The organism is Mesorhizobium xinjiangense (genome assembly GCF_009749525.1).
GTDB lineage: Bacteria > Pseudomonadota > Alphaproteobacteria > Rhizobiales > Rhizobiaceae > Mangrovimarina > Mangrovimarina xinjiangensis.
Window position 1 is genome coordinate 333,331 of the sequence record NZ_WOAC01000001.1, and the last position, 26,570, is coordinate 359,900.

The 26,570-nt window shown below is 62.9% G+C and carries 28 protein-coding genes; 14 read left to right on the top strand and 14 right to left on the bottom strand.

What is annotated here, in order from left to right:
- Window position 1: 1 nt before the first annotated feature.
- The 4 genes from GM909_RS01655 to GM909_RS01670 are packed head-to-tail and all read right to left on the bottom strand — an operon-like array spanning window position 2 to window position 2,742.
- Window positions 2-364: a helix-turn-helix domain-containing protein gene (locus GM909_RS01655; RefSeq protein WP_157014439.1), complete on the bottom strand. Its 363-nt coding sequence runs from the start codon at window positions 362-364 to the stop codon at window positions 2-4.
- Window positions 361-930: a Smr/MutS family protein gene (locus tag GM909_RS01660; protein ID WP_157014440.1), complete on the bottom strand. Its 570-nt coding sequence runs from the start codon at window positions 928-930 to the stop codon at window positions 361-363. The genes GM909_RS01655 and GM909_RS01660 overlap by 4 nt, the downstream gene beginning before the upstream one ends.
- Window positions 927-2,024, bottom strand: coding sequence for a murein transglycosylase A (gene mltA, locus GM909_RS01665; protein ID WP_157014441.1), 1,098 nt, complete (start codon window positions 2,022-2,024; stop codon window positions 927-929). The genes GM909_RS01660 and mltA overlap by 4 nt, the downstream gene beginning before the upstream one ends.
- Window positions 2,025-2,037: 13 nt before the next feature.
- On the bottom strand, window positions 2,038-2,742 hold the full coding sequence (locus tag GM909_RS01670) for a Tim44/TimA family putative adaptor protein (protein ID WP_157014442.1): 705 nt from the start codon (window positions 2,740-2,742) through the stop codon (window positions 2,038-2,040).
- A gap of 183 nt (window positions 2,743-2,925) precedes the next feature.
- Between GM909_RS01670 and GM909_RS01675 the strand changes: the two genes are divergently transcribed.
- Both GM909_RS01675 and secB read left to right on the top strand, forming a co-directional pair.
- Window positions 2,926-3,432, top strand: coding sequence for an FxsA family protein (locus GM909_RS01675; RefSeq protein ID WP_157014443.1), 507 nt, complete (start codon window positions 2,926-2,928; stop codon window positions 3,430-3,432).
- A gap of 162 nt (window positions 3,433-3,594) precedes the next feature.
- Entirely contained in the window at window positions 3,595-4,098 is a 504-nt protein-coding gene (gene secB / locus GM909_RS01680) for a protein-export chaperone SecB (protein ID WP_157014444.1), read from the top strand.
- A 136-nt stretch (window positions 4,099-4,234) separates the two neighbouring features.
- Here secB and dnaQ read toward each other — a convergent pair whose 3' ends face one another.
- From dnaQ to GM909_RS01705, 5 genes are read right to left on the bottom strand one after another with little or no spacing between them, the layout of a single operon-like run.
- Window positions 4,235-4,972, bottom strand: a complete 738-nt coding sequence (dnaQ, locus tag GM909_RS01685; protein ID WP_157014445.1) for a DNA polymerase III subunit epsilon — start codon at window positions 4,970-4,972, stop codon at window positions 4,235-4,237.
- Entirely contained in the window at window positions 4,972-5,604 is a 633-nt protein-coding gene (coaE, locus tag GM909_RS01690) for a dephospho-CoA kinase (RefSeq protein ID WP_157014446.1), read from the bottom strand. Before coaE ends, dnaQ begins: the two co-directional genes overlap by 1 nt.
- Window positions 5,601-6,443: a shikimate dehydrogenase gene (locus GM909_RS01695; RefSeq protein WP_157014447.1), complete on the bottom strand. Its 843-nt coding sequence runs from the start codon at window positions 6,441-6,443 to the stop codon at window positions 5,601-5,603. The genes coaE and GM909_RS01695 overlap by 4 nt, the downstream gene beginning before the upstream one ends.
- Window positions 6,436-7,035 carry a Maf-like protein gene (locus GM909_RS01700; RefSeq protein ID WP_157014448.1) on the bottom strand — a complete coding sequence of 200 codons (600 nt, stop codon included), beginning with the start codon at window positions 7,033-7,035 and terminating at the stop codon, window positions 6,436-6,438. The genes GM909_RS01695 and GM909_RS01700 overlap by 8 nt, the downstream gene beginning before the upstream one ends.
- 38 nt (window positions 7,036-7,073) lie before the next feature.
- Window positions 7,074-7,898 (bottom strand): pyruvate, water dikinase regulatory protein, encoded by an 825-nt coding sequence (locus tag GM909_RS01705; RefSeq protein ID WP_157014590.1) that lies wholly within the window; start codon window positions 7,896-7,898, stop codon window positions 7,074-7,076.
- Window positions 7,899-8,302: 404 nt separating this feature from the next.
- Here GM909_RS01705 and hemE point away from each other — a divergent pair, with 404 nt between their 5' ends.
- From hemE to rho, 3 genes are all read left to right on the top strand, one after another.
- Window positions 8,303-9,331 (top strand): uroporphyrinogen decarboxylase, encoded by a 1,029-nt coding sequence (gene hemE, locus GM909_RS01710; RefSeq protein ID WP_157014449.1) that lies wholly within the window; start codon window positions 8,303-8,305, stop codon window positions 9,329-9,331.
- Window positions 9,331-9,870 carry a protoporphyrinogen oxidase HemJ gene (gene hemJ / locus GM909_RS01715; protein WP_157014450.1) on the top strand — a complete coding sequence of 180 codons (540 nt, stop codon included), beginning with the start codon at window positions 9,331-9,333 and terminating at the stop codon, window positions 9,868-9,870. The genes hemE and hemJ overlap by 1 nt, the downstream gene beginning before the upstream one ends.
- A gap of 143 nt (window positions 9,871-10,013) precedes the next feature.
- Window positions 10,014-11,279: a transcription termination factor Rho gene (gene rho, locus GM909_RS01720; protein WP_157014451.1), complete on the top strand. Its 1,266-nt coding sequence runs from the start codon at window positions 10,014-10,016 to the stop codon at window positions 11,277-11,279.
- Window positions 11,280-11,287: 8 nt separating this feature from the next.
- Here the strand turns inward: rho and GM909_RS01725 are convergent, their stop codons facing one another.
- Window positions 11,288-13,300 (bottom strand): thioredoxin domain-containing protein, encoded by a 2,013-nt coding sequence (locus tag GM909_RS01725; protein WP_157014452.1) that lies wholly within the window; start codon window positions 13,298-13,300, stop codon window positions 11,288-11,290.
- 43 nt (window positions 13,301-13,343) lie between these two features.
- Here GM909_RS01725 and mnmE point away from each other — a divergent pair, with 43 nt between their 5' ends.
- The 5 genes from mnmE (at window position 13,344) to GM909_RS01750 (ending at window position 19,149) form a co-directional block, all read left to right on the top strand.
- The gene (gene mnmE / locus GM909_RS01730; RefSeq protein WP_157014453.1) at window positions 13,344-14,681 is read left to right on the top strand and encodes a tRNA uridine-5-carboxymethylaminomethyl(34) synthesis GTPase MnmE; all 1,338 of its coding nucleotides are present in this window, start codon (window positions 13,344-13,346) and stop codon (window positions 14,679-14,681) included.
- 193 nt (window positions 14,682-14,874) lie between these two features.
- The gene (gene mnmG / locus GM909_RS01735) at window positions 14,875-16,761 is read left to right on the top strand and encodes a tRNA uridine-5-carboxymethylaminomethyl(34) synthesis enzyme MnmG (protein WP_407941230.1); all 1,887 of its coding nucleotides are present in this window, start codon (window positions 14,875-14,877) and stop codon (window positions 16,759-16,761) included.
- Window positions 16,758-17,447 (top strand): 16S rRNA (guanine(527)-N(7))-methyltransferase RsmG, encoded by a 690-nt coding sequence (gene rsmG, locus GM909_RS01740; RefSeq protein WP_407941231.1) that lies wholly within the window; start codon window positions 16,758-16,760, stop codon window positions 17,445-17,447. Before mnmG ends, rsmG begins: the two co-directional genes overlap by 4 nt.
- On the top strand, window positions 17,440-18,237 hold the full coding sequence (locus tag GM909_RS01745) for a ParA family protein (protein WP_157014455.1): 798 nt from the start codon (window positions 17,440-17,442) through the stop codon (window positions 18,235-18,237). The genes rsmG and GM909_RS01745 overlap by 8 nt, the downstream gene beginning before the upstream one ends.
- A gap of 39 nt (window positions 18,238-18,276) precedes the next feature.
- Entirely contained in the window at window positions 18,277-19,149 is an 873-nt protein-coding gene (locus GM909_RS01750; protein ID WP_157014456.1) for a ParB/RepB/Spo0J family partition protein, read from the top strand.
- A 133-nt stretch (window positions 19,150-19,282) separates the two neighbouring features.
- Here GM909_RS01750 and holA read toward each other — a convergent pair whose 3' ends face one another.
- A complete protein-coding gene (gene holA, locus GM909_RS01755) occupies window positions 19,283-20,335 on the bottom strand; it encodes a DNA polymerase III subunit delta (RefSeq protein WP_157014457.1) in 1,053 nt (350 codons plus the stop codon).
- A gap of 155 nt (window positions 20,336-20,490) precedes the next feature.
- Between holA and GM909_RS01760 the strand changes: the two genes are divergently transcribed.
- Complete coding sequence (locus GM909_RS01760; RefSeq protein ID WP_157014458.1) at window positions 20,491-20,913, top strand: metallopeptidase family protein; 423 nt, start codon at window positions 20,491-20,493, stop codon at window positions 20,911-20,913.
- Window positions 20,914-20,985: 72 nt separating this feature from the next.
- On the opposite strand, the gene GM909_RS01765 is transcribed toward GM909_RS01760, so the two are convergent.
- Window positions 20,986-21,192, bottom strand: coding sequence for a DUF1737 domain-containing protein (locus GM909_RS01765; RefSeq protein ID WP_157014459.1), 207 nt, complete (start codon window positions 21,190-21,192; stop codon window positions 20,986-20,988).
- Window positions 21,189-22,082, bottom strand: coding sequence for an HpcH/HpaI aldolase/citrate lyase family protein (locus GM909_RS01770; protein WP_157014460.1), 894 nt, complete (start codon window positions 22,080-22,082; stop codon window positions 21,189-21,191). Before GM909_RS01770 ends, GM909_RS01765 begins: the two co-directional genes overlap by 4 nt.
- 104 nt (window positions 22,083-22,186) lie before the next feature.
- Between GM909_RS01770 and GM909_RS01775 the strand changes: the two genes are divergently transcribed.
- The gene (locus GM909_RS01775) at window positions 22,187-23,356 is read left to right on the top strand and encodes an NAD(P)/FAD-dependent oxidoreductase (RefSeq protein WP_157014461.1); all 1,170 of its coding nucleotides are present in this window, start codon (window positions 22,187-22,189) and stop codon (window positions 23,354-23,356) included.
- A gap of 128 nt (window positions 23,357-23,484) precedes the next feature.
- Here GM909_RS01775 and nhaC read toward each other — a convergent pair whose 3' ends face one another.
- Window positions 23,485-25,002, bottom strand: a complete 1,518-nt coding sequence (gene nhaC / locus GM909_RS01780) for a Na+/H+ antiporter NhaC (RefSeq protein WP_157014462.1) — start codon at window positions 25,000-25,002, stop codon at window positions 23,485-23,487.
- A 395-nt stretch (window positions 25,003-25,397) separates the two neighbouring features.
- On the opposite strand from nhaC, the gene GM909_RS01785 reads away from it, so the two are divergent.
- Together GM909_RS01785 and leuD are read left to right on the top strand one after the other, a co-directional pair.
- Complete coding sequence (locus tag GM909_RS01785) at window positions 25,398-25,832, top strand: glyoxalase superfamily protein (protein ID WP_157014463.1); 435 nt, start codon at window positions 25,398-25,400, stop codon at window positions 25,830-25,832.
- A 128-nt stretch (window positions 25,833-25,960) separates the two neighbouring features.
- A complete protein-coding gene (leuD, locus tag GM909_RS01790; protein WP_157014464.1) occupies window positions 25,961-26,566 on the top strand; it encodes a 3-isopropylmalate dehydratase small subunit in 606 nt (201 codons plus the stop codon).
- Window positions 26,567-26,570 lie beyond the last annotated feature (4 nt).

Consider the following 26,570-nt stretch of genomic DNA (forward strand, 5'->3'; position numbering starts at 1 on the left):
GTCAGCCGCGGCGGACGGTTCGCAACGCGGCGATGATTTCCTCGATCTCGTCTTCGGCGAGGCTGTCGATCGTCACGGCCAGAAGATTGGCCAGTTCGGTCGCGGCGGGCGACAGGCCGGCCGTATCGATGGTGACCTTGGGGTGCGACCGGGCGGCCACCTGCAGAACGGCATCCGCCTCGTCCCAGATGACATTGAAATAGCCGATGATCTTCTGCAGCAGCGGCCAGCTCGGCATGCCGCGGCGGCCATGTTCCAGCGCCGAGAGATATGCCGCACTGACGCCGATCGCGGCCGCCATCTCCTTCTGCGTCACACCCTTGCGGCGGCGCATGTCGCGCAACATGCTGCCGAACGGCGTCATGTGTCCGATCTCGGCTTGCGCAGACGCACATAGAGCGCGCCGCTGCCGCCATGGTGGCGCGCGGCATGGCTGTAGCCCGTCACGAGCTGGCGGAAGGCTGCCGTCGCCAGCCAGTCCGGCACCGATTTGCGCAGCACCCCGTCCCCGCCCGACGACGTGCCCTTGCCGGTGATGACGAGAACCTGGCGTATCCCCCCGACATAGGCCCGGCTGAGAAAGGCCAGGAGCAGGCTGTGCGCTTCCGATTGCGTCAGCCCGTGCAGGTCGACGGTGGCCTCCAGGGCCAGCCGGCCCTTGGCGATCTTGGCACGCGTCGTTCTGTCTATTGCACCAGGCGCGGCGGATCGGGCGCGCGCCGGGCCACCCATACCGGCGCCGGCTGCGGGCGCAGCAGCCGGGCTTCTTGCCGGACCGCGGTCGATTGCCGCTTCGGATTCGCCAACAGCCTCGACATCTTCCGGCGACAGCGGGAGCTTGCGTCCCTTCAATGGCTCCGCGGTACGGGCAACCTCGTGCCAGAGCCGCCGTTCTTCCTTGCTGAGCCTGCGCGTATTCTTCGACCTCATTGCGCCCGCCCTGCCAACGTATTCGGCACGAGGGCGTAGAACCCGGCGGGATAACGCACGGTGCCGGCGATCTCGCCAGCCTCGTCACCGGATCCGAAGAAGAGATCGCCGCGCGCCGCACCGACGATGGCCGAGCCCGTATCCTGGGCGATCATCAGGCGTCGGAACGGTCGGCCATCGACGGCGAGCTGCGGTGCATCGACATGAACGGGCGTGCCGAAGGTGTGCAGCAATCGATCGACGGCGAGCGAGCGACCGGGCGTCAGCGGCACCTTGGCCGCCGCGATCGGGCCCAGATCGGGGTCGGCGACCGGTGCCTCGCGGAAGAAGATGTAGGAGCGGTTTTGCCACAGGATTTCGTCTATTCGGCCGGGATTGGCGCGAAACCAGGCACGAATCGACTGCATGGTGACATCTTCGGGCGCAATCTCGCCCAGCCCCGCAAGCACCCGGCCGGGGCCGGTGAAAGGATGGCCGCTCTTGGCCGCATAAGTGAAACGCCGGGTCGTGCCGTCGCCGAAAACGAGGCGCGCGGCTCCTTGCACGTGGATGAAGAAGAGATCGACAGGGTCTGAAAGCCAGGCAAGCGCCAGCACCCGATGGTCGACTGCGCCGCGCTCGATCGCCGCGCGGTCGTGATACTCGACGATTGCGCCAGAAACGGATCGGCCGAAGGCGAAGGACGGATCCATGTCGGCCGGACGGTTGCGGTCATCGAGATCGACCAGATCATCCGGCCGGGCCAGGAGCGGGAACGTAAATGTCGACGTGCGCTCGGTCGAGGCGGCAACGATCGGCTCGTAGTAGCCGGTGACGAAGCCTGCCTTGCCGCCGGGCGCGACTGCGAAAGGCCGGAAATGGTGTTCGAAGAAGGCCCTTGATTCATCCGGACCCAGAGCACCGCTGCGCCGCGCCGCCTCATAGGCCGATTGAAACGCCGCGGAGTCGATTCCCAGGGCGCCGGAGCGATAGGGCCGCACGGCCGCATGATGGGCGCAACGGCGGAATGCTTCGAACGCCGCGGCATGATCGTCCGTGTCCCAGCCGGGCAGATCGGCGAAGTCGACCCGCCGCAGGGCCGCAGACAGCGCCATCTCCGCCTGCGCCTCAATCTTCGGCTTCGGTTGCCACAAGCTTCCAGTTCGGATCGCGCGAGCGGGTGTCGCGCGCGAAGGTCCACACATCCTTGACTTCGGCCACCGTCTCCGGGTCGCCGTCGATGACAGCGCCGCTGTCGTTGCGCGTTGCCGAGATGAGCTCGCTGACGATGCGCAGCGTGATGTGGGCCTCCGTGCCCTTCATCTCGGCCGATACGATATCGGCCTTGTCGATGCCGACGAAGGATGACTGGATCTGCTCGGCGCGCCCTTCGCGTTCCGAGATCGCCGAAACAAAGCCGTCATAGACCTCGCGCGACAGCAGGTTCTTCAACGCCTTTCGATCCCCGTCGGCATAGGCCATGACGATCATCTCGTAGGCCATCTTGGCGCCCTCGACGAACCCGGCGGGATCGAAATCGGCGTCGGCGTCGCGGACGGCCCGCAATCCCTTGTTGAGCGGGGTGCCCGGTTCGGCGACCTTGTCGATCGCGGCATAGATGTTTTCCACCTCCGCACCGCCTTTCCTGCGCGGCAGCGATACGACATTGTCCTGCCCGTCAGCCTCTTCGCCGGTGCGGGTGCGCGCCGCCGTATAGGGATCGAACGGAGGCCGCTCGTTTCCGGTCCGGCGACCGAGAACGTTGCGCAGTTGCAAAAAGATCACCACCGCGGCAACGATGAAGAACAGGGTCCCAAAATCCAGAAATTCCATCTCGTCCGCCAATCGAGCCGGTCAGGACCGGCAAATCCACACGCTCAAGCAACGCCTGCGCAGCCGCCTCTCGCATCTGCGCTTCAAAGAGTGCATATAGAACGCGATCGCCTATCATTCAAATAGCGATCTTGCATTCCTATATGCGCGATGGCCGCTTATCCGGCCATACAGTCAACCAACATGCGGTCCGTGCCATTGCCGTTCCTGTTTCTGCTCTTCATCATAATACCGTTGCTCGAAATTGCCGCCTTTGTTTTGATCGGCGGCGAGATCGGCGTATTTGCCACGCTCGCGCTGGTATTTGCCACCGCCATCGCCGGCTCCGTTCTGCTGCGTTATCAGGGATTCGGCATTCTGACGCGCATCAGGCGCGAGCTCGATGGCGGCCGCGTGCCGCAGCGTGAACTGATCCATGGCGCGATGATCCTTCTGGCGGGGCTGATGCTGCTTCTGCCCGGCTTCGTCACGGACGCCTTCGGGCTCCTGCTGTTCGTCCCGGCCGTGCGCGACGCCGTCTGGCGCTTTCTCTCCTCGCGCATACGCATCGTCACCAACGTCAATACGGACGGGTATCGGGGCTCACCGTTCGAGCCCGACGACGACGGCGTCGTCGATCTCGACGAATCCGAATATTCGCATGACGAGCGCTCCGATTCCCCGTGGAAGCGGGTCAACGGGCGCAAGTGAGGGGTCGCGGGCTCCTGTCGAACCCGTAGCCTTGTTGCTCGCGCGGCGCGGCGTTCACTTTTCGGCCGAGCGCGGTCGCGCGCTTGTCAGTCCCGGTCCACCGTGCTAGCGACAGGCGGAATTTTGCGTCAAAACCCAGTTGCAGGAAAGCAGAAGAAGAAGATGGCAGAAACAGCGACCCCGAAGGAGGCAACCGGCACAGGGAAGACGGGAAACGGCGCACAGCCCTCCCTCAACGTGCTGACGCAATATGTCAAAGACCTGTCCTTCGAGAGCCCCGGCGCTCCGAAATCGCTGCGTGGACGCGACAAGGCGCCGAGCATCGGCATCAATGTCAATGTCAACGCCAATCCGATGTCGGAGACGGAATATGACGTCAACATGACGCTGACCGCCAAGGCGACCTCAGATGAGGAAGTGCTGTTCAATGTCGAACTGATTTATGGCGGCGTCTTCCGGCTGGCCAACTTCCCCAAGGAGCACGTGCTTCCGGTGCTGTTCATCGAATGCCCGCGCATGCTCTTCCCCTTCGCCCGGCAGATCGTTGCCGAAGCGACGCGCAATGGCGGCTTCCCGCCGCTCATGCTCGATCCGATCGATTTCGCGCAAATGTTCCAGCAGAAGATTGCCGAGGAACAGGCCAAGACCAAGGTCCAGGCCAGCTGACGGCGCATCAAACGGAAACGTTTGAAGCAAAGATATGCGCGTCAGATCAACAAGTTGGAACACGTACCTTTTGCTCAAACGGTTCCGTTTGAGCGGGACATGTTCTAACCAGATTGATGACTTGAAAATCCCGGTCTCAGGCCGGGATTTTTGCTTTCCCATCGGCGCGCCACGCGGCCAGCTCCTCGCTGAGCCAGATCGCCTCGTCCCCGAGACCGCCGACCATCGCCGAATGGGCTTCCAGATCGCCCGGCGTCAACCGGGACGGCAAGGGATGCGGGCGCGGTGCAACGGCCGTCACCTTCTCTACCGTGGCGTCGGCTTCGCTGTACCCATCGGCGACTTCGAGTCCCAGGGCGGCCTGCTTGCCGCCGACAAGCTCGATATAGACCTCGGCCAGAAGTTCCGAATCGAGCAAAGCGCCGTGCTTGGTCCGGCGGCTGTTGTCGATCCCGTAGCGCCGGCACAGCGCGTCGAGCGAGTTCGGCCCCATCGGGTGCTTGCGCTTGGCGATCTGCAGCGTGTCGACAACCTGGTCGGGAGAGACTGCCTCGATCCCGATCCGGGCAAACTCCCTGTTGATGAAGCCCATATCGAAACCGGCATTGTGCGCCACCAGCTTGGCGCCGTCGATGAATGCGATGAATTTTTGCGCAACCTCGGCAAAGGCCGGCTTTCCTTCCAGGTCGGCAAGGCTGATCCCGTGCACGGCTTGGGCATCGGGATGAATCTCGCGACCACCGGGATGGATATATTCGTGGAAGCTCCTGCCGGTTGGGAAGCGATTGACCAGTTCGATGCCGCCGATCTCGATGATCCGATCCTCGCGCGCATCGAGACCCGTCGTTTCGGTATCGAAGATGATTTCCCGCATCAATCCGCCTTTCCGTCCCCTGTTGCGCCGCCTTCAGAAACCTGCGGCCTTTGACCGGTCAGCGCCGTGATCACATCGGCAACGGCGTGTCGCGCATGGTCGAAGCCGAGGCTCGTATCGATGATGAAATCGGCCCGGCGCCGCTTCTCGGCATCCGGCATCTGTTTGGCCAATATTGCATCGAGCTTTTGCGCCGTCATGCCCGGCCGAGCCATAACACGCTCCCTTTGCACAGCTTCCGGCGCCGACACGACGAGTATTCGGTCGACCCTGTCGGTCGCCTTGACCTCGAAGAGCAGCGGGATGTCGAGCACGACGAGCGGCGCCCCACGCCGTTCGTGCTCCTCGAGGAACCTGCGTTCGGCCTCCTGGACCAGCGGATGGACGATGGATTCGAGACTGGCGAGCTTTGCCGCATCGCCGAGAACTGCCGCCGAAAGCTTTGTCCGGTCGACCTCGCCATCATCGACGGTGCCGGGAAAGGCGGCCTCGATCAGGTGTACGGCCTTGCCGCGGTAAAGGTCATGCACCGTCTTGTCGGCGTCGTGCACGGGAACGCCGAAATCGGCAAACATTTGCGCCGTGGCCGATTTGCCCATGCCGATCGAGCCGGTCAGTCCCAGCCTGATCACGGTTGCGCCTCCAGATCGGCGATCACCAGATCGCGCAATTGCCGCGTCACGGCCGGGCGCACGCCGAACCAGAGCTCAAAGCCGGGCACAGCCTGGTGAAGCAGCATGCCGAGACCGTCGACGACGGCCAGACCACGCGCCCGCGCCGCGCGAAGCAGCGGCGTTTCCAACGGCACATAGACGATGTCGGTTACCACCGCATGATCGGGGAGCGCTGCAAGGTCGGGCGCGGCACTTTCGTCGCCCACCAGGCCCAGTGCGGTTGAATTCACCAGCAGGTCGCAATCGTTCAGAAGGTTCGCCAGCGACGACCAGGAATGCGCCGACACGGCCGGGCCGAAATGGCCGGCTAGCGCCTCGGCCCGCGAAAGCGTGCGGTTGACCACCCGCACCTGCGTGAAGCCGCGCCTGACGAGCGCATAGACGACGGCCCGCGCCGCGCCGCCGGCTCCCAGAAGAACCGCCGTCCCGCCATTGTCCCAGCCCGTGGCGGTCGCATCGAGATTACCGGCAAAGCCTTGCCAGTCGGTATTGGTGCCGCACAATCGGCCGTTCTCGAACCACAGCGTATTGACCGCGCCGATCTGCTCGGCCGCGTCGTCGCGGCATTGCGCCAGCCGCCAGGCCGCCTCCTTGTGCGGTATGGTGACATTGCCGCCGCAAAAGCCGTCACGACCCAGATTGGCGATGAATTCGGCAAAGGCCGCAGGCGCCACGTCGACGCTGTCATAGCTGCCGTCAATGCCGTGTTCGGCCAGCCAGTGCGTGTGAATGAGAGGTGAGCGGGAATGGCCGACCGGATGGCCGCACACGAAAGCCTTGCGCGGCATTTCAGCCATCGATCGCCCCCTGGTCACGCAATTCGGCCAGGAGCGGCAGAAGCGGCAGGCCGACAATGGTGAAATAGTCGCCTTCCACCGCTTCGAACAGTTGCACGCCCTCGCCTTCGATCTGGTAGGCCCCAACGCTGGAGAGCACACGGTCGCCGACACGCGCCAGGTGGCGGCCGATGAATGCCGGATCGAGACGGCGCATGGTCATGGTGGCGACGTCGACATGCCGCCAGACGGCTTCGCCGCCCCTGGCCAGGACCACGGCGCTGTTGAGATGATGGATCTTGCCCGACAATTGCAGCAGGCGCTTGCGTGCCGCCTCCATGTCGGCGACCTTGTGCAGCACGGCGTCGCCGAGCGACAATGTCTGGTCCGATCCGATGACCAGCGCGTCGGGATGCGCCTGGCTGACGGCCACGGCCTTGGCCTCGGCGAGCACCATGGCGATGCCTTCAGGGCCGACGCCGGCCGAAAGAAGCGGTTGTTCAGCCGCTCTTTCATCGATATCCGCCGCCTGCGCGTCGAATTCGAGCCCGGCATTTTGAAGCAGGGCGCGCCGGAACGGGCTTTGCGACGCCAGGATCAGCCGTTGCGGCATCGAGACACCTTTCTTGGATCAATCAAGATTCTCATGGGCTACCGGCTGCGCGCCAGCAGCGCAAGGATGGCGGCCGCGGTTTCCTCGATCGACCGCCGCGTCACGTCGATGACCGGCCAGCCATGACGCGTGCAGATCTGCCGGGCATAGGCGAGTTCCTCGGCGATCGTCCCGCGATCGGTATAGGCATTGGCGTCGAAAAATCCGCTTCCGGTCCCGAGGAGGCGGTTTTGCCGGATCTGCGATATCCGCTCCGCCGAGGCTATCAGTCCGACGATCAGCGGCGTCTTGGCGGAAAACAGGATTTCGGGAACCGGAACGCCGAGCACGACCGGCACATTGGCCGTCTTGATGCCCCGATTGGCCATATAGATGCTGGTCGGCGTCTTTGACGTCCGTGAAATGCCGACCAGGACCACGTCGGCCTCCTCGATGTCGGAGGGCAGCTGCCCGTCATCATGCTCCATGGTGAAGTTCAGCGCATCGATGCGGCGGAAATACTCGGCGTCCAGCGCATGCTGCGCGCCGACCCGCCGGCCGGCCGGCGTTCCCAGATAGGACTGAAAGACCGTCAGCACCGGCTCGAGCACCGAAACGCAGGGCAGCCCCATGGCGGCGCATTTTTCATCGATGAGCGCGGCGAGATGCTGGTCGACGATGGTGTAGAGCACGATCCCCGGCTCGTCGTCGATTTCATCCAGCACCGCCGAAAGCTGTTTCTCGGTTCGGATGAGCGGATAGATATGCTCGATGGCCCTGGCGTCCTTGTATTGCGCCGATGCCGCACGGCCTGCCGCCAGCAGGGTTTCGCCAGTCGCGTCCGAGATCAGATGGAGATGGAAGAAGTTCTGGTGTTTCTGCACAGCCGTCCCGGCATTCCTGTTGAAAGATGTGGATTGGAGTGTCCCGATCGACGCCGTAGCGCCGCGCGACTGTATCAGACCGTCCGTCGTCCACAATTGCGCCGCGTGGGAAATGACAGTGCCCATGTTGACGATATCCGGGATAACCAAAGTCTTCCATCGCCGCGGTGCCGAGTCCTTTTGTCGATATGCCTTCTAAACCATTGAAAAATTTGTCATATTTCTGCCTATGCCCATAATTCCCAGAACCTTCTATATTGCTCCACACACAGCCTGCGACGATCCGTTTCGCTGCAATATCTGGAAAATCCGCTATTCCCGATTCTGACAGAGTCTAAGAATCAATAAATCTCTAAATAGAAATCCTTTATTAGGGAGTTCTAGCTGGGAAAGGCATCGGCTTGATGAGCGACAAGGCAATGATGAGGGCGCTGCGCGGAGAGACGCTGTCACCGCCTCCCATCTGGATGATGCGCCAGGCCGGACGCTATCTTCCCGAATATCGCGCAGTACGGGCAAAGGCGGGAAGCTTCCTCGATCTGTGCTACAATCCGGACCTTGCCGTCGAGGTGACGCTGCAACCGATCCGCCGGTTCGGATTCGATGCGGCGATCCTGTTCTCCGATATTCTCGTCATACCACATGCGCTCGGTCGCGATCTGCGCTTCGAGGAGGGTCGCGGTCCGGTCATGACACCGATTTCCGCCGGCGATATCGCGCATCTGGACGGAAGCCATGTCCATGACCATCTGGCGCCAGTCTACGAGACCTTGCGAAGGCTGCGCAAGGAACTGCCGGGCGAGACGACCCTGCTTGGCTTCTGCGGCGCGCCCTGGACGCTGGCGACCTACATGATCGCCGGCCATGGGACGCCGGACCAGGCTCCGGCGCGGCTGTTCGCCTATCGCGAGCCGGACGCGTTCGAAGCTCTGCTGGCGTGTCTGGCGGACGTGTCGGCGCAATATCTGATCCGGCAGATCGAGGCCGGGGCCGAGGCGGTGCAGATTTTCGATTCCTGGTCGGGCGTGCTCGACGAGGCCTGTTTCGAACGGTTCTGCGTTCGTCCGGTGGCGCGCATGGTCGAGGCGGTGCGCAGCGTCTATCCGGACGTGCCGATCATCGGCTTTCCCAAGGGCGCCAACAGCATGCTTGAAGCTTATCGGCAGCGAACCGGCGTGACGGCGCTCGGCCTGGATTGGACAGTACCGATGAGCCAGGCGGCGAAGCTGCAGCAGGAAGGCCCTGTCCAGGGCAATCTCGATCCGTTACGGCTGGTGGCCGGGGGCAAGGCCCTCGACGAGGGTGTCGATACCGTCTTGCGGGGCTTGGCCGACGGGCCGCTGATCTTCAATCTCGGGCACGGGGTGACGCCCGACACGCCGATTGGGCATGTCGAAGCGATGATTGCGCGCGTGCGGAACAGGCAAGGCTGATGAACGAGGCAGGCGGTATCCGAAAGACCAGGGAGCGGCCGGCACTGCGGGCAGTCGTCGCAATCGTCGTTTTCCTGCTCCTGGCGGCGATATTGTTTGCAATCGTGCCGGCGCGTTTCTATCTTTGGGTCAAGGCCGTCCATGTGATAGCGGTCATCGCCTGGATGGCCGGGATGCTCTATCTGCCGCGTCTCTTCGTCTATCATGCGCAGTCGGAGCCGGGTTCAGCGCAGTCCGAGACGTTCAAGCTCATGGAGCGCCGTCTGCTTCGTGCGATCATCAATCCGGCAATGATCCTCACATGGACCTTCGGTCTATGGCTGGCTTGGCAGGGGTTTGGATTTTCCGGGGGTTGGTTGCACGGCAAAATGGCGCTGGTCGTCGTGTTGTCCGGGGTCCACGGCTATTATGCCGGCGCCGTGCGTCGGTTTGCCGAGGATCGCAACACGAAGAGCGTGCGGCATTGGCGGCTCATGAACGAGGTGCCGACCGTGCTGATGATCGCCATCGTGGTGCTCGTCATCGTCAAGCCGTTCTGAGCAACGAAAAAGCCCGCTTGCGCTTTGCTTGCAGCAAGGATAAAAGGCAGGTCTTCCTTCCTCTACAGCGCAGCCGATTTTTCCCCTACCGCTGCCGGCTCATGCCGACTTCGCTGTTTTCCCGCTACAACAGAGTCCTCACGATGCAGGAAATGAAACTCCAGGATTTAAAGAACAAGAAACCCACCGACCTGATCGCATTTGCCGAATCGCTCGAGGTGGAGAATGCCAGCGTCATGCGCAAGCAGGAGCTGATGTTCGCCATCTTGAAGAAGCTGGCTCTGCAGGAGGTGGAAATCATCGGGGAAGGCGTGGTGGAGGTGCTGCAGGATGGCTTCGGCTTCCTGCGCTCGGCCAATGCCAACTATCTGCCGGGGCCGGACGATATCTACATTTCGCCCTCGCAGATCAGGCGTTTCTCGCTCAAGACCGGCGATACGGTCGAAGGCCCGATTCGCAGCCCCAAGGAAGGCGAGCGCTATTTCGCCCTTCTCAAGGTCAACACGATCAATTTCGAAGACCCCGAAAAGATCCGCCACAAGATCCATTTCGACAACCTGACGCCGCTCTATCCCAATGAGCGGCTGAACATGGAACTCGAAAACCCGACGTCGAAGGACATCTCCTCGCGCGTCATCGATCTCGTGGCGCCGCTCGGCAAGGGCCAGCGCGGGCTGATCGTGGCGCCGCCGCGGACCGGTAAGACGGTTCTGTTGCAGAACATCGCCCACTCCATCACCACCAATCACCCCGAATGCTTCCTCATCGTGCTGCTGATCGACGAGCGGCCGGAGGAGGTGACCGACATGCAGCGCTCTGTCGATGGCGAGGTCGTGTCGTCGACCTTCGACGAACCGGCCGCACGCCATGTGCAGGTGGCCGAGATCGTCATCGAGAAGGCGAAGCGGCTGGTCGAGCACGGGCGCGACGTGGTCATTCTGCTGGATTCGATCACCCGTCTCGGCCGCGCCTACAACACGGTGGTGCCGTCTTCGGGCAAGGTCCTCACCGGCGGTGTCGACGCCAATGCGCTGCAGCGTCCCAAGCGCTTCTTCGGTGCTGCGCGCAACATCGAGGAAGGCGGATCGCTGACCATCATCGCGACGGCGCTGATCGATACCGGCAGCCGCATGGACGAAGTGATCTTCGAAGAGTTCAAGGGCACGGGCAATTCCGAGATCGTTCTCGACCGCAAGGTCGCCGACAAGCGCATCTTCCCGGCCATGGACATTCTCAAATCGGGCACCCGCAAGGAAGACCTTCTCATTCCGCGCCAGGATCTGCAAAAGATCTTCGTTCTGCGCCGTATCCTCTCGCCGATGGGCACGACGGACGCCATCGAGTTCCTCATCGACAAGCTCAAGCAGACGAAGAGCAATGGCGAATTCTTCGATTCGATGAACACCTGAATGGCGGATCAGCCGCCGCGCCGGGCAAGCACTTGTGCCAGCCCGGCCGCGTCGGTGACGGGTGGCAGGCAGGTCTGGCCGCGGCAATAGTAGGCGGCGGCGGGGTGTCGGCCTGGATCGATGCCTTCCGGCAGGTTTGTGCGGGCTGCGTCCGCATCACGATAGACGAGGTCGATGCGTCTTGGATCGGGAAACCGATTCATCGTCGAAACGAAATCGTCCACATCATTGCCGACGACGACCAGCTTGTGCGGATCGGCGGCCAGTGCGGCGGCGCCAATGACACCCGCCTGGCCGTAGGAATGCTGCGCGGACCGGCCGAGAGCCTGTTCGGCGGCGCCGATGGCTGCCTCATGCATCCCGATTTCGCCCATGAGGCTCGACAGGCGGGTCTTGGCCTCGATGACCTGGCTGGTGGCGGACGGCACCGCGTCGTCGCTGTCGCCGCGAATGCGCATGATGGTATCGCCGGAGCCTTCAATCGTCATGTAGTGGCCCTGTGCGCCGTCTCCATAGTGCGTGTCGAGGATCTGGTCGAGGTCCCGGGCTTCGTCGCGGTAGGATGATTTTCCAGTCGCCTCAAAAAGAGAGATCGCGGCATTGATCATGGCGGCATAGTCGCTGGACAGGGCGGGGAACTGTTTCGTCTCGCCAAGCACGCTGTGCGGCAACAGGCCGTCTTTCGATCTCGATGCGAGGATGGCGTCAAAGGCACGTTCGGCCGCCAGTATCCAGTCCCGTCGTTGCAACAAACGCCCGGCCTCGGCAAGGGCGCGGATCATGAGGCCGTTCCAGTCGGTCAGGATCTTGTCGTCACGGCCCGGCCGCACACGTGTTTCACGTGAAGCACGGAGCGTCTCGACCATGCCGTCGAGCCGCACACGGTCCTCCGCATCTGGCTCGGCCGTGCCCTTGCGATAGAGGACGGGGCTGCCGTCCCAATGCTCGGACGTACCAAGGTCATAATGGTGAAGAAAGAACTCCGCATCCGCTCCCAGAACCGATTCGATCTCGGAACGGGTCCAGACATAGAACTTGCCTTCCTCGCCATCGCTGTCGGCGTCGAGACTGGACGCAAAGGCGTTGCCGATTGACATTTCGCGGAGGACCCATTCGACGGTCTGCTCGATTCTCCGCTTATACTTCGCGAGACCCGTCTCACTATGGGCCCAGCAGGCTGTGCGCAACAAAAGCGCATTGTCGTACAGCATCTTCTCGAAATGCGGCACCATCCACTCGGCATCGGTGGAGTAGCGGCAGAGCCCTCCGCCGACGTGATCGTAGATGCCGCCGTCGAGCATTCTCGCCAGGCCGTTCAGGAAGGCGTCGCGGTGCGCCTCTTCGCCGTTTTCGAGCCAGTTCAGCCACAATGCGTTCATGAACGGCACGTTGGGAAACTTGGGTGAGCCGGAAAGACCGCCATGGACCGGATCGATCATCGATGCAATCGAGCCGGCGAAACGCGCAAGCATGCCGGTGTCCAGGCCAATGCGCGTGGTTGAAGACGCAAGCCGGGCGGCGACGTGATTGCGCAGCGCCTGGGCATTGTGTTCGATCGCGTCGCGCTTGTCGGTCCATGCGGCATGAATGGCGTTCATCACGTCGATAAAGCCCGGTCGGCCGTACTGGGCCTGTTTTGGAAAATAGGTGCCGCCCCAGAAAGGCCGGGCTTCCGGCGTGAGAAACATCGTCAGCGGCCAACCCCCCTGCTCTCCCATGGCCGCCAGGGACGCCATATAGATCTGGTCGATATCGGGCCGTTCCTCACGATCGACCTTGATATTGACGAACAGACGGTTCATCACCGCCGCGACGGCTTCGTCCTCGAAACATTGATGCGCCATGACATGGCACCAGTGGCAGGCGGAATAGCCGACCGAGAGCAGGATGGGCCGGTCGAGCTCTTGCGCTTCGGCGAGGGCGTCGGCCGACCAGGGCCGCCAATGAACCGGATTGTCGGCATGTTGGCGCAGATAGGGGCTGGCCGTCTGGTTCAGGAGATTCTCTTGCGGAAGCGGCATATCGGTCCAATCGCCTTCTGACCGTGAAGATGGGGTGCATGGCGTGAACGAACAAACACTATTCCGAGACACGATCTATGCACTGTCGAGCGGCCGCGTGCCGGCCGGTATCGCCGTCATCCGAATATCGGGCCAGCATTGCCGCAATGCAATGGTGGCACTGGCCGGGGGTGTGCCAGTGGCGCGGCGGCTCGATCGCGTCGCACTGCGCGATGAGGGCGGACATATCATCGATCGCTGCCTTGCCGTCTTTTTTCCCGGCCCGGCGAGTTTTCCCGGCGAGGATTGCGCGGAGTTGCATCTGCATGGTGGGCGGGCGGTGGTGGCGGCCGTTCTCGATGCCCTGTCGCGTCTTGATGGGCTGCGCCACGCCGAAGCCGGGGAATTTACGCGGCGCGCCTATCTCAACGGCAAGATGGACCTGACCAGTGCCGAGGCACTGGCAGATCTGATCGAGGCCGAAACCGAGAACCAGAGGCGCCTTGCCCTGGCCAATGCTGCGGGCCGCCAGGGCCGGCTTTACGATGAATGGCGCCAGCGGATCCTGCACGCGCGTGCCATGATCGAGGCTGAACTCGATTTTGCCGATGAAGGCGACGTGCCGGGCTCCGTGGCCGAGGAGATCTGGCGGGACATGAAGGCAATAGCGACGGAACTGTCGGACCACATTGCTGGTTTCCATCATGCCGAAATCATCCGGGACGGGTACAAGGTGGCCATTATCGGCGCACCGAATGTCGGAAAGTCGACCCTGCTCAACACGCTGGCCAGGAGGGATGTCGCCATCGTCACCGACGAGCCCGGGACGACACGCGATGTTCTCGTGGTCAATCTCGATCTGGGCGGGTTCAAGGTGGTCCTGGCCGACACGGCCGGGATCCGCAACGAGGCAGGAAAGGTCGAGCAGCTGGGCATCGAGCGGGCAATGGATGCGGCCCGCCAGGCGGACCTGGTGATTTTGGCCAGCGAGGTGGGGCAGAACCTGCTTGTCCATGACGAGGCGTTCCACGATGCCGTGAGCGTTGGAACAAAGGCCGATCGCTGCGATGCAGATATGCTGGAACGCCATGCATCAACGCACGATGTCATCCTCTCTGCCCAGACGGGCCAGGGCATACCGACGCTCATTTCTATCCTGCGCGAGAAAGTTGAACAGGAAGGGGGTCATATCCACGACGCATTGCCCTCGACGAAGCGGCAGGTCGATCTTTTACGGTGGTGCCTGAAGGGGCTCGATGAGGCGCTCAATGAACGGAAGGGGCTGGAACTGCGTGCCGAAGGCTTGAGATTGGCCGGTGAATCGCTCGGGCGGATCACCGGTGCAATCGATGTTGAGGAGATTTTGGGAGAAATCTTCTCCCGATTCTGTATCGGAAAGTGATTCACGTGAAACAGAATCCAGATCTGGAGACGGATTCACGTGAAACACGGGCCACCAACGCGGCCTCTGCGGATTCACGTGAAACATGAACGGATGGATTCCCGGATCGTGTTTCACGTGAAACTTTTGTTGTGGATAGCGTTGCGTCCTTGACACCGGGACGCGGCAAGACCATCACTCAACCATCTTTAGCATGGAGATGCATATGGCTCAGCGCTATGACGTTATCGTCATTGGCGGCGGACATGCCGGTTGCGAGGCGGCGTCCGTGGCGGCCCGCGCCGGTGCCGAGACGGCCCTGGTGACGCTCAGCGCCGATACGATCGGTGTCATGTCGTGCAATCCGGCCATCGGCGGCCTTGGCAAGGGTCATCTGGTGCGCGAAATCGATGCGCTTGACGGTCTCATGGGGCGCGTTGCCGATCGGGCCGGCATCCAGTTCAGGCTACTCAATCGCCGCAAGGGCCCGGCGGTCCGCGGACCGCGCACACAAGCCGACCGCAAGCTTTACCGGCTGGCCATGCAGGCCGAGATCGCTGCCCAGCCCGGTCTTTCCGTGGTCGAGGGCGAGGTCTTCGATCTCGACATCACGGGCGATGCGGTGCGCGGCGTGATCCTCGCCGACGGCACGCGTCTCGATTGCAATTCTGTGGTTCTGACCACGGGGACTTTTCTCGGCGGCCTGATCCATATCGGCGAACGCCGGATCCCGGCCGGCCGCATGAACGAGAAGGCCTCGACCGGCCTTTCAAACACGCTGCGCCGTACGGGCTTTTCACTGGGACGGCTGAAGACCGGAACGCCGCCGCGCCTCGACGGACGGACGATTGCCTGGTCGGACCTGGACATGCAGGCGGCCGATAAAGAGCCGGTGCCGTTTTCTTTCCTGACCGAGTGCATCGCGACGCCGCAGATCGAATGCGGCATTACCCGGACGACAGCAGAGACGCATCGGCTTATCCGGGAAAATCTGCATCGCTCGGCCATGTATGCCGGCTCCATCGAGGGTCGCGGTCCGCGTTATTGCCCGTCGATCGAGGACAAGGTCGTCAAGTTCGGCGATCGCGAAGGCCACCAGATTTTTCTGGAGCCGGAGGGTCTCGATGACGACACGGTCTACCCGAACGGGATCTCGACATCGCTGCCGGAGGATGTTCAGCGTGCGATGATCGATTCCATCCCCGGTCTGGCCGGGGCGACGATCCTGCAGCCGGGCTATGCGATCGAATACGACCATGTCGACCCGCGCGAGCTGCGCGCCAGCCTGGAAACACGCCGGATCGCCGGGCTCTTTCTGGCCGGCCAGATCAACGGGACGACGGGTTATGAGGAGGCGGCGGCGCAGGGCATCGTTGCCGGACTCAACGCTGCGCGGACGGCGGGCGGGCGCGATCCGGAGATCTTCAGCCGCAGTGAATCCTATATCGGCGTGATGATCGATGATCTGGTGTCGCGGGGCATCACCGAGCCGTACCGCATGTTCACCTCGCGCGCCGAGTTCCGCCTGACGTTGCGGGCCGACAATGCGGACAGCCGGCTCACGCCGCGGGCGATCGAACTGGGCATTGCATCACCGGAGCGGATAGCAACCTTTGCGGCGAAGCAGGGCGATCTGAACCGGGCCCGGGCGCTCGTGCACTCGCTCAGTCTCACGCCGAACGAGGCGGCCCGCCACGGCCTGCAGCTCAACAGGGATGGAATCCGGCGTTCGGCCTATGATCTTCTCGCCTATCCGGACACCGATCTAGACCGGTTGAAGCCGATCTGGCCCGAACTGCAGTCGATCGATCCCCGAATTGGCGAGGCGCTGGAAATCGAGGCGCAGTATGCCGTCTATATGGAGCGGCAGAAGCACGACATCGCGCAGATGAAGCGCGAGGAAAGTCGGGCGATTCCGACCGGCATCGATTTCTCGAACGTGCCGGGCCTGTCGAACGAGCTGAAGGAGAAGTTGCGTCTCCGTCGGCCGGCGACGGTTGCCGAGGCCAATCGGATCGACGGAATGACACCGGCGGCAATGGCGATCGTCGTCGCCTATGTTCGGGCTTTCGAAACCTCGACTATACAGGACGTGGCGTGAAGGACGACGATTGGGAGCTTCTCGAAGCCGCTGTTGGCGAACCTGTTTCACGTGAAACCTTTATGCGTCTGAAACAGTTCGAAGCCTTGTTCGGCAAATGGGCCCGTCGGATCAATCTGGCCGCGCCGTCGACGTTGGGCGCCGTCTGGCGGCGCCATATTGCCGACAGCGCACAGCTATTGCGACTGGCGCCGGACGCCGCGGCCGACTGGATCGATCTCGGCTCGGGCGGCGGCTTTCCGGGCATCGTGATGGCAATTCTGCTGCATGGACGCCCCGGCAGTCGTGTCCGGCTCGTGGAAAGCAATCAGAAGAAGGCGGCGTTTCTGCGCAACGCGCTCGCCGAGCTCGGTCTCGCCGGCGCCCGGGTCGATGCACGGCGCGTCGAAGATGTCGTGGCGGCGACCCCGCCGCCGCAGATCGTCACCGCGCGGGCCCTGGCGTCGCTTGAGACGCTGCTCGACATGACATGGCCCTGGATTGACGCAGGAAGCCGCGCTCTCTTTCACAAAGGACGGGATTATGCCGCAGAAATCGAACTAATCGGTGACACGCGGAATCTCCATCTGGTACAACATCGAAGCATTATCGATGACGACAGCGTGATTCTTGATATTCGAAAACTGAAACACCATGACGATTCATCATCATCCGGGCGGCTGGGGAAGCGGGCAAGCGATGAGTAGGGATGCACGCATCATTACGGTGGCGAACCAGAAGGGCGGCGTCGGCAAGACGACTACGGCGATCAACCTTGCGACGGCCCTCGCCGCAATCGGCGAACGGGTTCTGATCGTCGATCTCGACCCACAGGGCAATGCCAGCACCGGGCTGGGCATCGACCGCCAGCAAAGGCGGCTTTCCTCCTATGACGTGTTGCTCGGCAATGCCTCCATTACGGAGGCGGCGATGGAAACGGCGGTGCCGGAACTGTCGATCGTTGCCTCGACGCTTGATCTTCTGGGCGTCGAGATGGAAATCGCCGACGCACCCGACCGCGCCAAACGCTTGCACCGGGCCTTGCGCGGCGCGGCGGAACAGTCGGGCTCCTACTCCTATGTGCTGATCGATTGCCCGCCGTCGCTCAATCTTCTCACCGTCAATGCCATGGCGGCGGCCGATTCCGTGCTTGTGCCGCTGCAATGCGAATTCTTCGCGCTGGAAGGCCTGAGCCAGCTTCTGGAAACCGTCGAGCAGGTCCGCCATTCGGTGAATCCCGATCTCGACATCCAGGGCATCGTCCTGACGATGTTCGACGGGCGCAACAATCTGGCCAATCAGGTGGTCGACGATGTGCGCCAGCATATGGGCGACATGGTCTATCAGACGGTCATCCCGCGCAATGTGCGCGTTTCGGAGGCGCCGTCCTATGGCAAACCGGCCATCCTCTACGATTTGAGGTGTTCGGGCAGCCAGGCCTATCTGCAGCTTGCGTCCGAGGTCATCCGACGGGAGCGCCGGCTGCGCGCCGCCTGATTTTGATTCACCTGCGTAACGATATGGGCATTTCCGGCAATGAATGACGATCAGTCGAGAAAGAGATTGGGACGCGGGTTGGCCGCCTTGATCGGCGAGATGGACAAGCCGGCGGCCGAGCCGCGACAGGCCTTGGCGCAAGCCGACGGAAAGGTGCCGATCGAGTTCATCACGCCCAATCCGCGCAATCCGAGACGCAAATTTGCCGAAATGGAGCTGGCGGACCTTTCGCAGTCCATCCAGGAGCACGGCATCGTTCAGCCGGTCGTTGTGCGTCCGGCCGGCACCGACCGATACGAAATCATCGCCGGTGAACGACGGTGGCGGGCCGCGCAGCGAGCCGGACTGACCCATCTGCCCGTCATCATTCGCGAAGTCGACGACCGGGTGGCGCTTGAACTGGCGATCATCGAGAACGTGCAGCGCGCCGATCTGAACCCGATCGAGGAAGCGGCAGGCTATCAAAAGCTGATGGAAGAGCATCAGTACAGCCAGTCGGACCTGGCCCAGGTGATCGGCAAGAGCCGCAGCCATGTCGCCAACACGCTGCGTTTGCTCAAGCTGTCCGAGGATATCCGCACCATGCTGGTCGACGGCGCGCTTTCGGCCGGCCATGCCCGCACCCTGGTGACGGCGGAGCAGCCGGCGGAACTGGCGCAGCGCATCGTGCGCGACGGGCTTTCGGTCCGCCAGGCCGAGGCGTTGGCCCAGACGACCGCGCAGCGCCCGGCCAGGGCGGAGCGCACGCCGGCCGCATCGAAGGATGCCGACACGCTCGCACTCGAAAAGCTGCTGACCGACGTGACCGGGCTGACCGTTTCGATCAGTCACCGCGAAAAGGGCGGAGAGCTGCGCATCAGCTACAGCACGCTCGATCAGCTGGACGAGTTGTGCCGGCGCCTACAGGCGTAAGCCGGCTAAATTCGATCGGAGAATCAATCTTTCGATCTGAACGAGCGATCAGCTCAAAGCGTATATTCCCGTTAGATAGCCGGCTTATATTCATCGTTCCCGATGCGCATACGGGCAGCTCTTTCCTGTTAAATCAGGCCCGCCTTGGCGAAGCCTGCCGGTTGGCGATCACGGCCAGCGCAATCATTGTCTGACGCACGGTTTCGAGCGTCAGATCCGGCCGTTTCCGGGTCAAGAGTACGGCTGCCTGAAGCCGGTCCAGAGCCGAGGCGATCGCCGCGCTGGTCCAGCCCTGCAAGGCACGCTCCATGACGGGACGGCGGGCGAAAAAGATCGGAGGCCGGGCCGAAGCGATGACCGTGGCGACGGAACGTCTCTCGGCCTCCACCGCATGGCGCATGCCCGACAGCGTCTGGAACTGGCGCATGGCGGACGACAGGATCAGGAAGGGGGCGGCGCCGGAGGATGTGAAGCGGCCGATTTGCGCGTCCATCCGGTCGATATTTCCGATCAGCGCCGCGTCGACGATCGTGTCGGCCGATGCGCTGGCAATGTCGCCGCAACAGGCGGCCACGTCTTCGGCCTCGACCCGCGACTGGCTCCGACAATAGAGCACCAGCTTCTCCAACTCGCCGCGAATGGCCAGACGGTCGCCGCCAAGCAGGCTTTTCAAAAGCAGCCTCGCGTCGGACGAGACGTTGAGGCCTGCCTCGGCAAAAGTGCTTTCCATGAGTTGCTCGAGGCTGCGCGCGTCGTCGGCGTAACAGGGCAGAGCCATGCCGGCCGGGGCGTTTTCAACCGCGCCGCGCAGACCCGTCCCCTTTTTCAGGTCGCCGGCCTCGATCAGGATTGTCGCGTCGTCGGGCGGGTCGGCCAGCAACGCCTTCACCGCACCTGCAAGAGCCTTGTGACTGCCGGCATTGCGCAGCCATATCAGCCGCTTGCCGCCGAACAGGGGAACCATGCGGACTTCGTCGTGCAGGCGGCCGATATCGGACTCGACCTCGCCGGCATCGAGGCGGATGACGGCGAACGGATCGTCGAGATCGAGCCCCGAGCTGACGGCAAAGCGCCGCGCGCGTTCGGATACGAGTCCGCGGTCCGGTCCGTAGATCAGGACAAGCCTGGTCGCGGGATCGGGTCGCGAAAGCCACTTCTCGACGTCGCCTGCCTTCTTCTGTGCCATGGCCATGGGCTAGCACAGTTGGGCGACGCCGCCACAGCAAAAAAATATCACCGGGCCGCGCAGGCAGACGCTCCGTCGTTGAAGCAGACCAAAGCCGGACTTGCCTCTCGAAAGCTGCGCGGCAAAACGCTATATGGCGCGAAAGGACGGTAGGTATGGCCCGAATCTACATGACACGCGCGCTGCACGATCAGCTGTCACCTTCCATCGAGGAGATGGAGATGATGGCCATAGAGGCCTACGCGCATCTGCCGGAGGACTTCCGCACGTTGACGGGCGACGTCGTCATCCAGATTGCCGAGTTCCCGAGCGAAGAGATCATGGACGATCTGTCGCTGGAGACGCCTTTCGATCTACTGGGCCTGTTCGAAGGACGCGGCGTGGCAGAACGCTGGACGCCCGCCACGGGCGAGGGGCCGAACCGGATCACGCTCTATCGCCGCGCAATCCTCGACTATTGGGCGGAGAACGAGGAGACCCTCGGCGCGATCATCGTCCATGTCCTGATTCACGAGCTGGGCCACCATTTCGGCCTGTCGGACGACGACATGCACCGGATCGAGGAAAACGTCGAATAAGGGACGCGAAGCGGCGTTGCGGGCGGCTTGGGAAGATATTGCGATTGCGGAAGGGTGCGTGACCTCCGGTTCTCAGTAATCCGCCAGGTTCATCTCGGGCTCGTAGTCAATCCCGTCGACATCCTTGAACACGGCCTGGCCGCAGCGCATGGCCTTTGTCTCGGCGTCGAAGGCATAGCTCGGTGGGCCGTGGAGATGCCAGCCCTTGTTCAAGGCCGCCGTTACCTTTTGACAGAAGGAGGCATCGTCCGGGCCGGTGAGAAAGCGATAGAGCTTCATCGCGAGGTGTCTTCCTGTGCCGGTCGGCTCCTCGCCAGCAGACGTTGCGCCTGTTCGAGATGCAATTGTTCGACCATGCGGCCGTTTAGCGAAATGACGCCCTTACCGGCATTTTCCGGCTGGGCGAAGGCCGCAATAATGGCTCGGGCCGCCGCGATTGCCGCGGGCGCGGGCGAAAAGGCGCGATTGGCCGGCCCGATCTGGGCGGGGTGAATCAGCGTCTTGCCGTCGAACCCCATGGCCGCGCCCTCGGCGCATTCGCGCGCAAAGGCGTCGAGATCGCGGAAATCGTTGCTCACACCGTCCAGAACGTCGATGCCGCCGGCGCGCGCGCCGAGCACGATCTGCATCAGCCAGGGGTGGATAAAGCGCCGGTCGAAATCGACGCGGACGCCCGTTTCCTTGACCAGATCGTTGGTCCCGGCGACCAGGCAGGAAAGCCGCGCCGCGCGATCCTTGCCGAGCTCGCCAATCGGACCGACATTGATCACGCCGCGCGGCGTCTCGATCATCGCCCACAAAGCCATGGACGAATCGGCTTCGGCCTGATCCAGCGCATCGCGCGCCTGCAAAAGATCGCCCGGCGTTTCCACCTTGGGCAGCAGGATGGCGTCGGGCCGGCACGCGCATGCCACGGCAAGGTCGTCCCGGCCCCATTCGCTCGACAGTGAATTGATGCGGATGACGCGTTCCAGGGACATCTCACCCATCAGGGCAAAACAGGCTGAAAGGCGCTCGCGGGACGCTTGCTTGGCCTGCGGTGCGACGGCGTCCTCCAGGTCGAATATGACCGCGTCGCAGGACAGCTTGTCCGCCTTGGTCAGGGCTTTTTCATTGCTCGCCGGCACGAACAGCACGGAGCGGCGGGGACGTTGGCTCGACAGTTCCATGCCGACTTTTTGACCCGATCCTGGCGGCCTTGCAAGGGCCGGCTCTTGCACCGCGGCGGCGAACCTGCTTCCGTCCGCCGCGAATCGCAAATCTGGGGCAAGTCATGGCGCGTTATGATGTCGTTATCATCGGCGGGGCGATCGTCGGCAGCGCGATCGCCTGGTCGCTGGTCCGCGAGGGGTTTTCGGGCTCGATCGCGCTCGTCGAGCGCGATCCGCATTTCGAGCACGCCGCGACGACGCTTTCCTGCGCCTCCATCCGCCAGCAATTCTCGAACGCCGAGAACATCCGGTTGTCGCAGGCGACGCTCGGCCTGTTCCGGCGGCTGAAAGACGAATTCGGCGAAGACGCCGACATCGCCTTTCGCGAAAAGGGTTATCTGATTCTCGCCGGAGAGGCAGGACTTCCGGTGCTCCAGGCCAACCACGAAGTGCAGAAAGCCGAGGGCGCGGATATCGCCTTGGCGACCCCCGAGACGCTTGCCGAACGCTATCCCTGGCTGTCGACGGAAGGGATCGCGGCGGGCGCGCTGGGTATGAGCGGCGAGGGGTGGTTCGACGCCCATGCATTGCTGATGCTTTACCGCAAGGCGTTGAAGCACATGCCGGTCGATCTCATCACTGCGTCGGTTGGCGCCATCGGTCGCGCGGGCGGGCGGGCGACATGCGTCACGCTGGACAATGGCGAGAGCCTCGAAGCGGGCCTGGTCGTCAATGCGGCCGGGCCGGGCGCGGGCCGTGTCGCGGCGATGGCCGGGCTCGACCTGCCTGTCGAACCGCGCAAGCGTTCGGTTTTCATCTTCGAGGCGCGCGAGCGCTTCGACGACATGCCGCTGCTGCTTGATCCTTCGGGCATCTATGTGCGCCCCGAGGGCTCGGTCTACATCACCGGCGGGGCCGAGCCGAAGGAGACGGACGGTCCGGCCGACCCCGGCGATTTCGATCCGGACTGGCCGCTCTTCGAGGAGGTCATCTGGCCGGTGCTGGCGGCGCGCATTCCGGCCTTCGAGGCGATCAAGCCGACGCGCGCCTGGGCCGGTCATTACGACTACAACACGCTCGACCAGAACGCGGTGATCGGGCCGCATCCCGACATGCCGAACTTCCTGTTCGCCACGGGCTTTTCCGGCCACGGGCTGCAGCAGGCGCCGGCCGTCGGCAAGGCGTTCGCCGAACTGGTCGTGCACGGCGGCTATCGCAGCATCGACTGTTCGGTCTTCGGCTACGACCGCATTCGCGACAACAGGCCCTACCGCGAGCTGAACGTCATCTGAGCTGCGTTGCCGGAGCCGCTTCCGGCATATGCAGGATCGCGCCACCCGGCAGCCGAGAGCGGAAATCCGGCCACAAAAAAACCCCCGCCTGTGAAGGCGGGGGTTAGGGACCTCACAAGATGGTGCGGTCAGTCGGCCAGTGCCGGTCTTGGTTCACCCCCTCCCTGGGGTTCCCAGCCGCGGTCGGTGAGATCGGCGATCGTCTCGCCGCTTTCGATCCAGCCCTGTCTCTCCTCTTCCGAGGCGCGGGGCGAGAAGAGGCCGGTATGGGCGTAGATCAGGCCGAAGACCGGCGACAGCCAGCAGGCGAAGGCAAGCGGAATATAGAGCAGGTTCTCCATATTGCCGCTCGTCACGTTCAGCGCCAGCGCGCTGATGACGAAGGCGCCGCCGGCATTCCACGGAACCAGTGGCGAGATCAGCGTTCCGCCCTCTTCCACGGCGCGCGACAGGTTGAGCGTCGAATAACCCATGCCGCGATAGACCGGCGCATACATGCGTCCGGGCAGGGCGATGGACAGATACGGGTCGCCGGCAACCAGATTGGTGGCCATGGAGGTGCCGATCGCCGCCGTCTGGATGCCGGCAAAGCTGTTCACCTTGGTCATGATGGCGTTGATGATCGTCTCCAGGCAGCCGGTCTTTTCCAGCGCGCCGCCGAAGCCGAGTGCGATCAGCACCAGTGAGATGGTCCACATCATCGACTGGATGCCGCCGCGGTTCAGCAGCGAATCGATCTCGCCGATGCCGGTGTCGATCGAATAGCCGCTGTTGGCGTAGGTGAAGACCTCGTGCAGCGTCACGCCCTGCGTCAGCATGGCGGCGGCGCCGCCGGCAAGCACGCCGGCAAAGAGCGAGGGGATGGGCGGCATGCGCTTGACCGCCAGCACGATCACCAAAAGCGCCGGCAGCAGGAGCCAGGACGAGATGAGGAAATTGTCCTGCAGTGCCGTGGTGATGGCGGTGATTTTCTCGAAGGAAGCGCCATCGGCGTCGATCAGCGCATAGCCCGCGAAGAGATAGACGCCGAAGGCGATCAGCATGGAGGGGATCGTCGTCGGCATCATGTTCTTGATGTGCGAGAAGACGTCCGTGCCGGTGACGGCGGGCGCCAGGTTGGTGGTGTCGGAAAGGGGCGAGACCTTGTCGCCGAAGAAAGCACCCGAAACCACGGCGCCGGCGGTCCAGTAGACCGGAATGCCGAAACCGGCGCCGATGCCCATCAGGGCAAGGCCCACCGTGCCCACCGTGCCCCAGGAAGTGCCGAGCGACAGGGAGACGACCGAGCACAGCACCATCGCCGCGGCCAGGAAGATCTGCGGCGACAGGATCGTCAGCCCGTAATAGATGAGCGTTGGCACGGTGCCGCTGGCGATCCACACGCCGATGATCATGCCGACCGTGATCAGCACGGAAACCGACGGCAGCGAAACATGGATGACGTGGAACACGCCTTTCTCGATATCGTGCCAGTCAAAACCGAGCTTGATGCCGACAAGGCCGGTAATCGCCAGGCCGATGGCCAGCGGCACATGCGGGGTAAAGTCGTCAAAATAAAATAGCTGAACACCGAGGACCAGCAAGGTCAGAACGACCGGCGTCAAGGCCAGCGGCAGGCTGGGCAGTTCTCTCTTGGAGGTTGTCATGAAGGGCTCCCATCTCGTGAATTCTGCGGCAAATCTGTTTGTCTTATAATTTTTCCTAAGCTTAACACGATCTCCAAGCATTTTGCCCTGTTGTTCGGTGTTTGTTGGTCCTTTCAACCAAAAGAGATGAAAAATTCAGTCTTTTCGGTCTTCAAGCGCATCGACCGGACGGCGGCAGCAATGCATCGGCGGCGGGGCAGCCCTGCGCCTCTTGATTGCCTGCCCGGCGCCGCCTATGTCAGCGCTTCGGGTTCGGGAAGCCCCTGCCGCCCGCGGCGACAAGCCATGGTGAAGCTTCCCCGAGACATCGTTTCCCTGTCCTTGTGACGGCCGAAACGGCAATGCGGGCACCCGTTGGCGATATGATGCCGTCCATTTTGCCAAGGAGCGAAACGATGACAACCGCACAGCGAAATGCGGACCACAAGACACATGCCAAGAGACTGCGCGACGCACTTGCCGCGGATGGGCTGAATGTCAGCCATTCCAGGGCGCTTGAGATCGTTGCCCACCAGCACGGCGCCCGCGATTGGAACACGCTTTCCGCGGCGGCGGCGAAGGCGCGGCCGGAAGCGCCGTTTGCTGTCGGCGAGCGCGTTGTCGGGACGTTCAACGGCAAGCCCGCGCAGGGCCGCGTGATCGGACTGGAAGAGACGATCAAGCCCGACCTCTGGCGGGCAACCGTCGCCTTCGATCCGCCGGTCGATGTGGTGACGTCGGAGCTGTTTTCCTCCGAGCGCCGGCGCATCACGATGATCGTCGGGGCCGATGGCCGCTCGCGCCGGCTGACGGGCACCGAGACCGGCGTGATGGCACTGTCCCGCGCCTGACGGCAGCGCTGGACGATCAAAAATGAGGGGCGGCAGAGCGATGCGTACTGCTGCCCCTTTGATTCGCCGGCCCGTTCTGTGTAAAGCGTGTTCAGGATAGTCCCGGAACACTCGAACGGCCGCATCTCATGGAAAAATTCACCAAGCTCACCGGCGTTGCCGCACCGATGCCCATCGTCAATGTCGACACCGACATGATCATCCCGAAGGATTACCTCAAGACGATCAAGCGCACCGGTCTCGGAACGGGCCTGTTCGCCGAGATGCGCTACAACGAGGATGGATCCGAGAATCCGGATTTCGTGCTCAACAGGCCGGCCTATCGCAACGCTCAGATCCTGGTGGCGGGCGGCAATTTCGGCTGCGGCTCGAGCCGCGAGCACGCGCCCTGGGCGCTGTTGGATTTCGGTATTCGTTGCGTGATCTCCACGAGCTTTGCCGACATCTTCTACAACAATTGCTTCAAGAACGGCATCTTGCCGATCACGGTCAGCCAGGACGATCTCGACAAGCTGATGGACGACGCCGAGCGCGGCGCCAATGCCACCATCTCGATTGACCTCGAGGCGAAGGAGATCCGCGGCCCCGACGGCGGCGTGGTCAAATTCGATCTCGACGAGTTCAGGCGCCATTGCCTGCTCAACGGGCTGGACGACATCGGCCTGACGATGAAGAAGGCGCCGGCGATCAGCAGTTTCGAGCAAAGCTACGGCCAGCATCACCCCTGGGCTTGAGCGG

Bases quoted from the DNA above. Each gene is read 5' to 3' on its own strand.
- GM909_RS01745 (WP_157014455.1), top strand. From the start codon at position 17,440: ATGAGTAGGGATGCACGCATCATTACGGTGGCGAACCAGAAGGGCGGC.
- dnaQ (WP_157014445.1), bottom strand. From the start codon at position 4,972: ATGCGGGAAATCATCTTCGATACCGAAACGACGGGTCTCGATGCGCGC.
- GM909_RS01675 (WP_157014443.1), top strand. From the start codon at position 2,926: ATGCGGTCCGTGCCATTGCCGTTCCTGTTTCTGCTCTTCATCATAATA.
- GM909_RS01775 (WP_157014461.1), top strand. From the start codon at position 22,187: ATGGCGCGTTATGATGTCGTTATCATCGGCGGGGCGATCGTCGGCAGC.
- GM909_RS01725 (WP_157014452.1), bottom strand. From the start codon at position 13,300: ATGCCGCTTCCGCAAGAGAATCTCCTGAACCAGACGGCCAGCCCCTAT.
- holA (WP_157014457.1), bottom strand. From the start codon at position 20,335: ATGGCACAGAAGAAGGCAGGCGACGTCGAGAAGTGGCTTTCGCGACCC.
- leuD (WP_157014464.1), top strand. From the start codon at position 25,961: ATGGAAAAATTCACCAAGCTCACCGGCGTTGCCGCACCGATGCCCATC.
- GM909_RS01750 (WP_157014456.1), top strand. From the start codon at position 18,277: ATGAATGACGATCAGTCGAGAAAGAGATTGGGACGCGGGTTGGCCGCC.
- rho (WP_157014451.1), top strand. From the start codon at position 10,014: ATGCAGGAAATGAAACTCCAGGATTTAAAGAACAAGAAACCCACCGAC.
- nhaC (WP_157014462.1), bottom strand. From the start codon at position 25,002: ATGACAACCTCCAAGAGAGAACTGCCCAGCCTGCCGCTGGCCTTGACG.
- GM909_RS01700 (WP_157014448.1), bottom strand. From the start codon at position 7,035: ATGCCGCAACGGCTGATCCTGGCGTCGCAAAGCCCGTTCCGGCGCGCC.
- GM909_RS01785 (WP_157014463.1), top strand. From the start codon at position 25,398: ATGACAACCGCACAGCGAAATGCGGACCACAAGACACATGCCAAGAGA.
- hemE (WP_157014449.1), top strand. From the start codon at position 8,303: ATGAGCGACAAGGCAATGATGAGGGCGCTGCGCGGAGAGACGCTGTCA.
- GM909_RS01670 (WP_157014442.1), bottom strand. From the start codon at position 2,742: ATGGAATTTCTGGATTTTGGGACCCTGTTCTTCATCGTTGCCGCGGTG.
- GM909_RS01695 (WP_157014447.1), bottom strand. From the start codon at position 6,443: ATGGCTGAAATGCCGCGCAAGGCTTTCGTGTGCGGCCATCCGGTCGGC.
- hemJ (WP_157014450.1), top strand. From the start codon at position 9,331: ATGAACGAGGCAGGCGGTATCCGAAAGACCAGGGAGCGGCCGGCACTG.
- mnmG (WP_407941230.1), top strand. From the start codon at position 14,875: ATGGAGATGCATATGGCTCAGCGCTATGACGTTATCGTCATTGGCGGC.
- GM909_RS01765 (WP_157014459.1), bottom strand. From the start codon at position 21,192: ATGAAGCTCTATCGCTTTCTCACCGGCCCGGACGATGCCTCCTTCTGT.
- mltA (WP_157014441.1), bottom strand. From the start codon at position 2,024: ATGGCGCTGTCTGCGGCCCTGCGGCGGGTCGACTTCGCCGATCTGCCC.
- GM909_RS01760 (WP_157014458.1), top strand. From the start codon at position 20,491: ATGGCCCGAATCTACATGACACGCGCGCTGCACGATCAGCTGTCACCT.
- secB (WP_157014444.1), top strand. From the start codon at position 3,595: ATGGCAGAAACAGCGACCCCGAAGGAGGCAACCGGCACAGGGAAGACG.
- GM909_RS01655 (WP_157014439.1), bottom strand. From the start codon at position 364: ATGACGCCGTTCGGCAGCATGTTGCGCGACATGCGCCGCCGCAAGGGT.
- GM909_RS01660 (WP_157014440.1), bottom strand. From the start codon at position 930: ATGAGGTCGAAGAATACGCGCAGGCTCAGCAAGGAAGAACGGCGGCTC.
- GM909_RS01770 (WP_157014460.1), bottom strand. From the start codon at position 22,082: ATGGAACTGTCGAGCCAACGTCCCCGCCGCTCCGTGCTGTTCGTGCCG.